11 protein-coding genes are annotated in these 11,608 nt (G+C 68.5%); 8 read left to right on the top strand and 3 right to left on the bottom strand.

What is annotated here, in order from left to right:
* The first annotated feature begins 76 nt into the window (after positions 1-76).
* Together ACGFI6_RS24425 and ACGFI6_RS24420 are read left to right on the top strand one after the other, a co-directional pair.
* Positions 77-517, top strand: coding sequence for an Lrp/AsnC family transcriptional regulator (locus tag ACGFI6_RS24425; RefSeq protein WP_393122211.1), 441 nt, complete (start codon positions 77-79; stop codon positions 515-517).
* Positions 514-1,176 (top strand): HAD family hydrolase, encoded by a 663-nt coding sequence (locus tag ACGFI6_RS24420; RefSeq protein WP_393122209.1) that lies wholly within the window; start codon positions 514-516, stop codon positions 1,174-1,176. Before ACGFI6_RS24425 ends, ACGFI6_RS24420 begins: the two co-directional genes overlap by 4 nt.
* On the opposite strand, the gene ACGFI6_RS24415 is transcribed toward ACGFI6_RS24420, so the two are convergent.
* Entirely contained in the window at positions 1,177-1,980 is an 804-nt protein-coding gene (locus ACGFI6_RS24415; RefSeq protein ID WP_393122208.1) for a DUF6597 domain-containing transcriptional factor, read from the bottom strand.
* On the opposite strand from ACGFI6_RS24415, the gene ACGFI6_RS24410 reads away from it, so the two are divergent.
* Entirely contained in the window at positions 1,891-2,430 is a 540-nt protein-coding gene (locus tag ACGFI6_RS24410) for a TIGR03086 family metal-binding protein (protein ID WP_393122206.1), read from the top strand. The two genes, ACGFI6_RS24415 and ACGFI6_RS24410, sit on opposite strands and share 90 nt — an antisense overlap.
* 12 nt (positions 2,431-2,442) lie before the next feature.
* On the opposite strand, the gene ACGFI6_RS24405 is transcribed toward ACGFI6_RS24410, so the two are convergent.
* Together ACGFI6_RS24405 and ACGFI6_RS24400 are read right to left on the bottom strand one after the other, a co-directional pair.
* Positions 2,443-4,107 (bottom strand): resistance to Congo red protein, encoded by a 1,665-nt coding sequence (locus tag ACGFI6_RS24405; RefSeq protein ID WP_393122204.1) that lies wholly within the window; start codon positions 4,105-4,107, stop codon positions 2,443-2,445.
* A gap of 165 nt (positions 4,108-4,272) precedes the next feature.
* Entirely contained in the window at positions 4,273-5,739 is a 1,467-nt protein-coding gene (locus ACGFI6_RS24400; RefSeq protein ID WP_393122202.1) for a KamA family radical SAM protein, read from the bottom strand.
* Positions 5,740-5,884: 145 nt separating this feature from the next.
* On the opposite strand from ACGFI6_RS24400, the gene ACGFI6_RS24395 reads away from it, so the two are divergent.
* From ACGFI6_RS24395 to ACGFI6_RS24375, 5 genes are read left to right on the top strand one after another with little or no spacing between them, the layout of a single operon-like run.
* Entirely contained in the window at positions 5,885-6,928 is a 1,044-nt protein-coding gene (locus tag ACGFI6_RS24395) for an L-erythro-3,5-diaminohexanoate dehydrogenase (protein ID WP_393122200.1), read from the top strand.
* A 3-nt stretch (positions 6,929-6,931) separates the two neighbouring features.
* Complete coding sequence (locus ACGFI6_RS24390) at positions 6,932-8,509, top strand: amidohydrolase (RefSeq protein WP_393122198.1); 1,578 nt, start codon at positions 6,932-6,934, stop codon at positions 8,507-8,509.
* Positions 8,509-10,071 (top strand): lysine 5,6-aminomutase subunit alpha, encoded by a 1,563-nt coding sequence (locus ACGFI6_RS24385; RefSeq protein ID WP_393122197.1) that lies wholly within the window; start codon positions 8,509-8,511, stop codon positions 10,069-10,071. Before ACGFI6_RS24390 ends, ACGFI6_RS24385 begins: the two co-directional genes overlap by 1 nt.
* On the top strand, positions 10,068-10,820 hold the full coding sequence (locus ACGFI6_RS24380; RefSeq protein ID WP_393122195.1) for an OAM dimerization domain-containing protein: 753 nt from the start codon (positions 10,068-10,070) through the stop codon (positions 10,818-10,820). Before ACGFI6_RS24385 ends, ACGFI6_RS24380 begins: the two co-directional genes overlap by 4 nt.
* A gap of 23 nt (positions 10,821-10,843) precedes the next feature.
* Positions 10,844-11,212, top strand: coding sequence for a hotdog domain-containing protein (locus ACGFI6_RS24375; protein ID WP_393122193.1), 369 nt, complete (start codon positions 10,844-10,846; stop codon positions 11,210-11,212).
* Positions 11,213-11,608 lie beyond the last annotated feature (396 nt).

Raw genomic sequence — 11,608 nt, 5'->3', positions numbered from 1 at the left:
CGCTGGGTCCCGGGAACTGTCTCAGCCATGGGGAGATGCTTTCATGCCGGGCGCCCGGGGCAGTAGGGTCTTCGGGATGGAGGACCTTGACCGTAAGATCGTCGGGCTGCTTGCGACCGACGGCAGGATGAGTTTCACCGATCTGGGCAAGGCGACCGGCCTGTCCACGTCGGCCGTACATCAGCGGGTCAAGCGCCTCGAGCAGCGCGGCATCATCCAGGGGTACGCCGCCACGGTCGACCACACCGCGCTGGATCTTCCGCTGACCGCGATGATCTCGATCCGGCCGATCGACCCGTCGCAGCCGGACGACTCCCCGGAGCGGCTCCGCGACGTCCGCGAGATCGAGTCCTGCTACTCGGTGGCGGGCGACTCCAGCTACGTTCTCGTCGTCCGGGTCGCCTCGCCGGCCGCTCTGGAGAACCTGCTCGCCGTGATCCGTGCCCGCGCGAATGTCTCCACCACGACGACGATCGTCCTCAGCACTCCGTACGAGCGCCGTCCTCCGGCCCTGTGAAGGTCCTGCTGACCGACCTGTTCAGCACGCTGATCTCGGGCGGCGACAGTGAACGGGACGTGGTCAACGCGCAGATGGGCTCGGCGCTGGGAGTGGACGCGACGGCGTTCCAGCAGGCGTTCGACGCGTCGTCGTACGAGCGGTTCATCGGAGCGTACGGCGATCTGCCGAACACACTCCGGGTGATCGCCGAGCGCTGCGGCGGGACGCCGACCGACGAGCAGGTGCAGGAGGCAACGAATCTGCGCCGAGCGCTCGCGCAGCGGTTGCTGAGCCGGGCGCCTGCGGCGACGCTCGAGACGTTGGCCGCATTCAAGGCGTCCGGTTGGCGGATCGGGCTGATCAGCAACATCACCGCCGAGACCCAGCTCCAATGGCCGGCCAGCCCGCTCGCGAAGTACTACGACGCGACCGCGTTCTCCGCCGAGGTCGGCGCCGCAAAGCCCGATCCCACGATCTATCACGCGGCCTGCGACGCGCTCGGCGCCGCACCAGCCGACTGCGTCTTCATCGGCGACGGCAACGACAACGAACTAACCGCCGCCGCAGCCCTCGGCATGTACACCATCCGCACCACCGAACACGCCAACAACGCCCCCACCTGGCCCGGCCCAACAGTCCCGACCTTCGCCGACCTCCGCAACCTCGTCGGCGTGTAGCTAATACCGCTGCGCATACCAAGTCGGCGGCTCGCCGAACATGGTCTTGAAGTCACGGATGAGGTGGGCCTGGTCGGCATAGCCGAGTTCCGCGGCCAGGGCGGCCCAGTCGATCGCCCCGCCCGCGGCGATGCGTGCGGTCACCTCGTGCAGGCGATAGCGGCGGATCACCCACTTGGGTCCGACACCAACGTGCTCAGCGAACAGCCGTTGCAACCCCCGTGCTGTCAGCCCCAGCTCATCGGCGAGCTGTTCGACCCTGGTCACGGCCTTGTCCTCGGCGATCAACTCGACCGCGGCGAGCGCCTTGCGCGTGCTCGGGTCGTCGTCCGGCAGGTGGCTCAGCAGGAACGCCTCAACTGTCTCCGCATCGACCGTCTGGGGCAGATCCGGTCCGAACACGTCAGCTGCCGGAACGACGCGGTCGGTGATCGTTGCGACGGAGGCACCGAGGAACGGGCGGAAGCAACCCGGCCGGAACGCGACGCCGAAGACCCGGTCACGGCCCTCGAGGACCTTGATCTGGTAGCCGCTGCACACGCCGTTGACGGCCGCGCCGGCGCCACCGAACGTCAGGTGCACGTTCGGGTACGGCACGATCTTCTGCCGGTACGGCTCGGCGTAGTCCCAGCGAGCCTCCCAGTACCGTTCGACCCACGGCGCGAGCGCCGGCGACGGGGCGTGGTAGGCGTGGCGCTGATAGCGGCCGAGGCCATGGCCGCAATCGCCCGCACCATCACCGACGACCAGCTCACCAACAAGACCCCGTGCACGGAGTACGACGTGCGGGGCCTGGTCAATCACCTGCTGTTCTGGGGTCCGTCGCTCGCCGGCGGCGGCCGGAAGGAGGCCGTTCCGCAGCCGGCCGCGGCCGAGTCCGATCTGGACCTGACGGCGGCCGACTGGCGCGAACGCCTGCTCGCCCTGCTGGACGACATCACGTCGTCCTGGGCTCCGCCGGACGCGTGGGAGGGCGAGACGACCATGGGCACGCCGCAGACGCTGCCTGCGCGCGTCCTGGGCGACATGATCGTCGGCGAGCTGGCCGTACACGGCTGGGACCTGGCGGTCGCGACCGGGCAGCGGCTGGACCTTCCGGCCGACCTGCTGACCCAGCTCCACGACACGATCCTCGCCGGCGTGGAGCAGGGACGGGAGCTGGGCATGTACGGAGCCGAGGTCGCAGTTCCGCTCGATGCACCGACCTTGGACCGCATCCTCGGACTGACCGGCCGTGATCCCGCCTGGGCGTAGTCGCTGACCGGTCTAGTAGCCGCCGGCCTCGATGACTTGGTCCTCGTGGGAGGCGATCTGGATCTTGCCCTTGCCCTTCGGTGGGATCAGCAGCACCAGGTCGTGCAGCGTTGTCGAGGTGAGCGCGCTCTCGTACTTCGCCGTTGCCGGGCTGAACGCGGTCATTGGCGGGGCCGCCCAGTTGAACGTGTAGTTGTTCGCGATCATCAGCGTGTGTTCTTGGGTGAGCGTGACGAACATGATCGCCGTACCGGACTTGGTCATGAACGTCGGTGATGCCGGCGGGGCCGTGAACACGTCGGCGACACTGCGCACGGCCTGCGGAGGCTTCGACTGGGCCGCCCGCACCGTCGCGAGCTCGGTGAGCACGCGGGTCACGTCGGCGTTCGGCGCGAAGGCTGCGGCCTTCGGGGACTTGGCCCCCACGGTCAGGTAGGTCGCCAGAGCAGTCGCGGCTGCCTGCGGAGCCGCGGCGAGCCTGGTGTCGTCAGCCTTCGCCACCGGGCGCAGGCCCGACAAGTCAGGCAGCTTGACGCCGGTCTTCACGCCGGCCGCGAACATGAGCATCCACGGGCTGCCGGCGGACGCACGCTCCCAGACGCCGAGATGCCGGTAGTCCTTGGTGTCGGAGATCCCCGACGAACTCACGAACTGCATCGGGTAACTGCCGTACTGCGGCGCGCCGATCACCGGCTTGGTGTACGTGAACGCCGGAATCGGCTTCGCCCCGGCCGCCTGGTCGATCTTGTAGCCGGCCTGACTCTCCCGAACGAGGTTCCCACCCTCGACGGTCGCAATCAGGTTCTTGTTCCGAGTGCTGTTCGCCTTGTTGTTGACCTCGTTGTAGTGCTTGATCGCCGCCGCGGCCGCGGAGTTCTCGATCGCCGGCCGGGTCAACGACGTCACCGTGTTCGCGGGCGGCACCGCCGCACAACCGGTGACCAGACCGAAGGCGAGGACAGCGACCGCCACCCGCCGGACCGGTCCGGCGGGGGACTGCTGGTACGGCGCCTGATTCTCCTGCGGGTACGTCGGCGGAGCCTCGGTGTACTGCGGCGGCCCGGACTCCTTGTTCCGGCGGCGGAACAGGACCAGGAAGATGCCCACGGCAAGGAGAATGATGCCGACGGCAAAGATTGCGAGAGCGGTGCTGAACGCCTTCGGGACCTCGATGCCGAGGTCGACCTGGACGTCCGGAGCCGGCTTGCCGTCGGCGTTCATGATCACGACGTCGTACGGCCCGTCCGCGATCGGCCAGGCGATCGACTGGTTGCCCACGCCGCTCGCCTTGGCCACCCACCAGTCGAGCGTGGCGGGCGCGGCCAGCGGACCCGCCGTACCCTTCCGGTCCTGCGTGCTGAGTGCGATCGGGTACTGCACCTGCACGATCCTGGTCTGGGCGATGCCCTTGAGATAACTGCTGACATCGAAGTCGCGGGCCACGCCGACGAACACCGGCTGATTCTTCGTGGACCGTACGTCGACGTGCAGGACCGGGCCGTTCCGGTTCAGCAGGTCGGGCATGGTCGCGATCGCCGGCCCCTTGCTGCTGAGGTGCTGGTCACCGGAGTGCACGGTGTTGTCCGGTCCGATCAACCAGAACGCCGCCGCCCCGCCAACCACAGCAACAACAAGCCCGATCAACGCCAGCTGTACGCCGAATATCCTGCGGATCACCCGCACGAGCAACTCCCGAGATCGCGGCCTGCCCCAGACATGCCGCACGACAAAGGTGCCGTGATGGTAGCGGTCGCGGGGTCACCGAACGGATCGGGTAGGGGAGTTGCCTGCAGCACCAAAGATCTTGGGTGCCGCCCCCTGCTGTTGCGGCACCCAAGACGGTTAGTTGAGGTCGAGGAGTTTTTGGGATTCGGCTGCTGCTCGGGAGGCGGCGGCGCGCTTTTCGGCTTCGGCGAGGTGGTTGCCGGCGTGTTGGCGCCACCAGTTCTGGCCGTCGGTGGGGAGGCTGTCGATCGGGTCGTAGTACTCGTAGGTGCGGTTGAGGGCTTCCGGGTCCTGCTGCTCGATGCCGGTGCGGTAGTTCTTCTTCCAGTACGAGATGCCGCGCACCTCGTCGTACTCGGACAGCTGGTGCACCCAGCGCTTGCCGACGTACGGGACGTCGCACACGATCCGCGGTGTGGCGAAGCCCGGCAGGTAGCCGAGGATGCCGTGCTGCAGATGCTGGGCATCACGAACCGACACCCGCCAGTGCTCCGAGAACGGGATCATGTCGCACATGTAGAAGTAGTACGGCGTGATGTTCGCGCCGTCGAGCAGCGCGAAGCACAGGTCGAGCAACTGTGGGATCGAGTCGTTGACGCCGCGCATCAGCACGCCCTGGTTGCGGACGTCGCGGAGGCCGGCCTCGAGCATCGCCTTCGACGCCTCGGCGACGAGCGGCGTCACGGACTGGGCCGCGTTCACGTGCGTGTGCATCGCGACCATCACGCCCCGGTTGCGTGCCACCGACGCGACGCGTTCGACGCCGGACAGGACGTCGGACGAGAGCCAGTGCTGCGGCATGCCCATCAGGGCCTTGGTCGCCAGCCGGATGTCGCGGATGTTCTCGATCTCGAGCAGGCTCATCAGGAACGACTCGAGCCGCGGCCACGGCATGTTCGCCACGTCGCCACCGGAGACGACGACGTCCCGGACACCCGGCGTACGGCGCAGGTAGCCGAGCATGTCGTCCAGCCGGGTCTGCGGCTTCGCGACGAACTTCAGCTTGTCGATCACCGGCGTCGAGTTCCCGACCAGGTCCATGCGGGTGCAGTGCCCGCAGTACTGCGGGCACGTCGGCAGGATCTCCGCAAGGACCTTGGTCGGGTACCGGTGGGTCAACCCCTCCGTGGCCCACATCTCGTGCTCGTGCAACGAGTCCCGGGTGGCGTGCGGGTGTGACGGCCAGTCGGTGCGGCGGTCGGTGAACACCGGCAGCATGTAGCGGCGGACCGGGTCCGCGTAGAACGCCTCGGTGTAGTCGGCGGCACCTTGCGGGACGATCGTGTTCAGCATCTGCGGCGGCAGCAGCATCGACATCGTCGCGCGCTCGGCCTGGTCGCGGGTGAGGTCGTCGTAGAACCGGTCCTCGAGCAGATCGCCCATCACGTCACGCAACTGCTTCACGTTCTTCACGCAGTGCGACCGCTGCCACTGCACCGAGCGCCACTCCTCGGCCGTGACGCCCTTCCAGCCGGGCAGCCGGGTCCAGTCCGGTTCCACCAGCTCGGCCCGCCGGTAGGCGTACGGCTGGCCGTCGCCGTGGTCGCCGGACTGCGCGAGCTCCGGGGTGATCAGGTCGGTCACGGGTCCCTCCGCAGGACTTCGGCAATGTTGCTGTCTCATGTGAGGATAGCGATAGAACTTCCCTCAGATCCAACAGTACGCCGCAAGAATTCTCGTCACGGCGTGATCTGAGTAGTATTTTGCCTGACCGCAACGAGGAGGACATGTGTCGTCGAGCCCAGTAGGACTGCACCGCGTACTCGCACCGTCCGGCGTGTTGCCGCAGGCGGCGGAGAGACTGGACGTACGTCCCGAGATCTGGTCCGACGAGGTCCGCATCGCGGTCGAGCGCCTGAACCTGGACGCCGCGTCGTACCGGCAGCTGGCCGAGGCGCACGGCGGCGACGGCGCCGCGATCCGCCGGGCGGTCCTGGAGATCATCGAGACCCGCGGCAAGATGCAGAACCCGGTCACCGGCTCCGGCGGCATGCTCGTCGGTGTCGTGGACGAGGCCGGCCCGGACTCGCCGCTCGGTGTCCGCAAGGGCGACCGCGTCGCGACCCTCGTGTCGCTGACGCTCACCCCGCTGCAGATCACTGACGAGCTGAAGGACTGGGACGGTAAGAGCGAGCAGGTCCCGGCGCAGGGGCACGCGATCCTGTTCGCCCGGTCGATCGTCGCGAAGCTGCCCGACGACCTGGCGCCCGAGTTGTCGCTCGCGGTGATGGACGTCTGCGGCGCCCCGGCGCTGACCGCGCGCGTGGTCCGTTCGTATGTCGACAAAGGCACTAAACCTGTCGTGTCAGTCATTGGCGGCGCAGGTAAGTCGGGATCGCTGTCCTTGGCAGCCGCACGCGCCGCAGGAGCGGAGCGCACGATCGGGATCGTGCCGTTCCAGGCCGAGCACGATCGGCTCACCGGCGCAGGCATCGCCGATGTCGTCGCGCTCGCGGACGCACGCGACCCGGTGGCGCTGGCGCAGGCGGTCGATGAGGCCGGGGGACCCGCGGACATCACCGTGGTCTGCGTCGACGTACCGGGGTGTGAGCACAGCGCCGTACTGTCGACCGCTGCCGGCGGCACCGTGATCTTCTTCTCGATGGCGACCTCGTTCTCGGCCGCGGCGCTCGGCGCGGAGGGTCTCGCCGCGGACGTGACGATGCTGGTCGGCAATGGATACGTGCCGGGGCATGCCGACTACGCGCTCGAGTTGCTGCGCAGCGAGCCGGGTGTCCGTGGTCTGTTCGAGAGCAGGCTGGCGGAGGATTAGAGCGTGCGCACACTTCTGACGAACGGTTCCGTCTACTCGCCCGCCGACCCCCACGCGACCGCGATCGCCTTCGACTCTCGCGTGGTGACGTGGATCGGTGACGACACCGGTGCTGCTTCCTACGCCGACGGCGCCGACGAGGTGATCGACCTCGACGGCAAGCTCGTGACGCCCGCCTTCGTGGATGCCCACGTCCACACAGCTGGTACGGGCGCCGTGCTGACCGGTCTCGATCTGGCCGGTACGAACTCGTTGACCGAGGCGCTCGACAAGCTGGCGGCCTTCGCGGGGGGTCTGCCCGCGGATGCGGTGATCGACGGCGCCGGGTGGGACGAGACCAAGTGGCCGGAGGGCCGCCCTCCGACCGCCCAGGAACTGGATTCGGCCGGCGGCGGCCGGCGGGTGTACCTGGCCCGCGTGGACGGGCACTCGGGCGTGGTGTCGTCCGCGCTCGTGGAGGTTGCGCGAGGCGAGGGCTTCGACGAGAGCGGACGGGTCGAGCGCGCGGCGAACCACCTCGTCCGGGATGCGCTTGGTGAGCTGATCGGGCCGGACCAGCGGCGGATGGAGATTGCAGCGGCGCTCCGGGCCATGGCCGCGAAGGGGATCGGCGCGTTCCACGAGATGGCGGCGCCGCACATCGGGCCGCTGTGGGAGCTGCCGATCGTGCGTGAGGTTGCCGAGGAGATCGGCCTGTCGGCGACGTTGTACTGGGGTGAGCCTGGTGCGTTCGAGCACCTCGGGACGTACGGGCTGGCGGGTCTCGCGGGCGACCTGAACGCGGACGGTGCGCTCGGTTCGCGGACGGCAGCGCTACGGGAGCCGTACGCGGATCGCGCCGACCACCGCGGACATGCGTACCTGTCGGCCGAGCAGATCGCCGAGCATGTGATCGCCTGCACCGAGCGGAACGTGCAGGCCGGGTTCCACTGCATCGGCGACCAGGCGCTGGACAACATCGCCCGCGGGTTCGAGCTCGCCGCGGAGAAGGTCGGCCTCCAAGCACTCGTCGCGGCGCGGCACCGGCTCGAGCACGTCGAAATGGTGGACGAGGCAACCATCGCCGTACTGGCCCGCTGCGGCGTCGTCGCGAGCGTGCAGCCGATGTTCGACGGTTTGTGGGGCGGTCCGGACGGGATGTACGCCGAGCGTGTCGGCGACCGTTGGCGCGGGATGAACCCGTTCGGTTCGCTCGCCCGCGCGGGCGTCGTCCTGGCGTTCGGGTCGGATGCGCCCGTGACGGAGCTCGGCGGCTGGGAGGCCGTACGGGCGGCGGCGTTCCATCACGAGCAGTCCGAGCGGATCACCGTTCGCGCAGCGTTCCAGGCGCACACCCGCGGCGGCTGGCGGGCGGCCGGGATCGACGACGCCGGCGTGCTCGCGCCGAGCAGCGCGGCGACGTACGCGATCTGGCAGAGCGACGCCGAACTGGTCGTCCAGACCCCCGACCAGCGGGTCGCCGCCTGGTCGACGGATCCGCGCGCCGGCGTACCGGTGCTGCCGGACCTGAGTGAAGGCACGCCGACCTGTGTGCGGACCGTTGTCGGCGGCCGTGTCGTCTACGAATCCGAGGGATTGTGATGCCGAAGAAGCTCGACCTCGATCCGGTCACCGTCCGGAAGGCGCGCAGTCTCGCGCGCAAGGCGGGCAGGCCGATCGTCAACCTCGCCCGGCAGCACACCACTGTCTCGGTCGAGCGCGCCGTCCTGCGTCTCGCCGGGTTGACGGGCGCCGACACAGAAGGCATTCCGTGGGTGAACCGCCTCGCGGACACCGTCCGGGCGGACATCGGCCTCGAGCACGGGTTCGCGCTGCCGGTCTGGGACGCGCTGCTGCGCGGCGAGGCGGAAGATCTCGCCGTACTGGCACAGAAGGCGGCCTCGGGCTCGGTGACCTTTCGGATGCCCGAGGGACGGGACCTGACCCGGGCGCGCTCGGCGGCGCGCAAGGCGGCGACCGCAGGGATGAAGCGGATCGACGGCCGCCGGCGCGAGCGGGACCGGCTGGTCAAGCGGCACGGCGACCCGGAGCAGCGCCCGTGGATCTATCTGATCGTTGCCACCGGCGACATCTACGAGGACATCCCGCAGGCGCAGGCCGCTGCGCGCGAGGGCGCGGACATCATCGCGGTGATCCGGTCGACCGGGCAGTCGCTGCTCGACTACGTGCCGGAGGGCGCGACCCGGGAAGGCTTCGCGGGTACGTACGCGACGCAGGAGAACTTCCGCCTCATGCGGGCCGCGCTCGACGAGTCGTCGAAGGAGCTCGGCCGCTACGTCCGGCTGACCAACTACGCGTCCGGGCTGTGCATGCCGGAGATCGCCACGCTGGCCGGGCTCGAGCGGCTCGACATGATGCTGAACGACTCGATGTACGGGATCCTGTTCCGCGACATCAACCCGATCCGGACGTTCGTCGACCAGCGGTTCAGCCGCCAGATCCACGCCCGCGCCGGGATCATCATCAACACCGGCGAGGACAACTACCTGACCACCGCGGACGCGGTCGATGCCGCGCACACGGTCACGGTGTCGCAGCTGCTCAACGAGTACTTCGCCAAGGAGGCCGGGCTCGAGGACTGGCAGCTCGGGCTCGGGCATGCGTTCGAGATCAACCCCGATATCCCGGACTCGTTCCGGCTGGAGCTGGCGCACGCGATGCTCGCGCGGCAGCTGTTCCCGAACGCGCCGCTGAAGTGGATGCCGCCGACCCGGCACATGACCGGTGACGTGTTCCGCGGCTACCTGCTGGACGGGTTCTTCAACCTGGCCGGCGCGATGACCGGGCAGGGCATCCTGCTCGTCGGCATGATGACCGAGGCGGTCGTCACACCCTGGATCTCGGACCGGGACCTGGCGCTGCAGAACGTTCGCTACGTTTTAGGGGCTGCTGGCAACCTTCACGAGGACTTCCGCCCGGAGCCGAACGGCTTCATCGCGCAGCGCGCCCGGCAGGTGCTGGGGGAGTCGGTGGAGCTGCTGGACCGGATCGTCGACGACGGGCTGCTGAACGCGATCGGCGACGGCACGTTCGGGTTGATGAAACGTCCGCAGGACGCCGGCCGCGGCCTGGAGGGCGTCGCGCGGAAGTCTTCGGAGTACTACAACCCGGCGATCGACCTGCTCGAGGAGGGCATCCAGTGAGCATCATCCGGCCGTACGGGGACACCACCGGGGACGGGATGGTGCAGCTGTCGTTCACGCTGCCCGTCCCGCACGACAAGCGGGCCGAGGGCGCCGCGGTGCAGCTGGCCAACAAGATGGGCATGGACCCGGCGCTGGTCGTGCACTCGAAGCCGATCGGCGGAGACTTCACGTTCTTCGTGGTCTACGGACCGGTGAACCACCTCGTGGACACGTCCAAGGTCGAGGTGATCGAACGCGACTACCCGTTGCTGTCGCCGAAGGAAGTGAACCTGGCGATCCGCAAGGGCCTGCGCCGCCGGCTGACGGTGGTCGGCGCCTGCATCGGGACCGACGCGCACACGGTCGGCATCGACGCGATCCTGAACATCAAGGGATTCGCCGGGGAGAAGGGCCTCGAGTACTACCGCGAGGTCAAGGTCGTGAACCTCGGCGCCCAGGTTGCCGTACCGGAGCTGGTCCGGCGTGCCCGGACCGAGAAGGCCGACGCCATCCTGGTGTCGCAGGTGGTGACGCAGCGCGAGGCGCACCTGCTCAACACCAAGGAGATGTCCGCGGCGTTCCGTGAGGCGTACTCGGAGGACGCACGGCCGGTACTGGTTGCCGGCGGCCCCCGTTTCACCGAGCAGATGGCCGGCGAGCTCGGTGTCGACCGGGTGTTCGGCCGCGGGACCACTCCGGGCGAGGTCGCGAGCTACCTCGTCGACGCGCTGGTGACCAAACGCCACCCTCACAGGAAGAGCGCATAAAGGTGTCGAAGGCAACCATTGGCTTGACCGTCAGGCATCGCCGGTACGTCCCGTACAGCCACGCGCACTACGCCGGGAACCTGGTGGACGGCGCGTACGTGCTGGCGCTGTTCGGGGATGTGGCGACCGAGGTGTGTATCCAGTCCGACGGCGACGAGGGCCTGTTCGCGTCGTACTCCGACGTGCAGTTCCTGCAGCCGTTGCGGGCCGGCGACGTCGTGGAGGTGCAGGCCACGATCACCCGGGTCGGCAACCGCAGCCGGGACCTCGATTTCAGCGCGTACGTCGTCTGCCGCGGGCGTCCGGATCAATCTGCATCGGCCGCCGAAGTACTCGACGAACCGCTGGAGATCACCCGGGCCAAGGGAACGGTCGTCGTCCCGGTTGGGTGACGATTGGTTGCCCTGGGTAACGATCACGTGGAGTACCGATCTCGCTCTGTAACGTGACTTGATTGAACGTTCCTCGTTTTCCCTTGCAGGGCAGGCGATAGTGTTACAACGGGCTCAAAGAGCCGGGGGAGAGGTTGACACCGTCGCCGCCAGCGAGCATCGTTTTGGACGTCGTCATATCCCGTTTGTTCAACGGTCACATGAAGTTCGGCCGCCGGATGATCCCGCGACGCTGACCAGGTCAAAGCCAGGCTTGAGTCGACGGGGGCTGAGATCGCCGGCGGTAAGCCCCCCGCGGGGCAGAGGTGGAAGAGGCTCGGCGGCCAGTAGACAACAGCCGGGCGGTGCGCAGCCAGCGCATCGGCGGTTGGTCCGAAGGCACGCCGAGCCTCTTTC

The sequence above is a fragment of the Kribbella sp. NPDC048928 genome (genome assembly GCF_043197975.1).
In the GTDB taxonomy this organism is placed as follows: domain Bacteria; phylum Actinomycetota; class Actinomycetes; order Propionibacteriales; family Kribbellaceae; genus Kribbella.
This window is presented reverse-complemented; position numbering and strand designations above follow the sequence as displayed.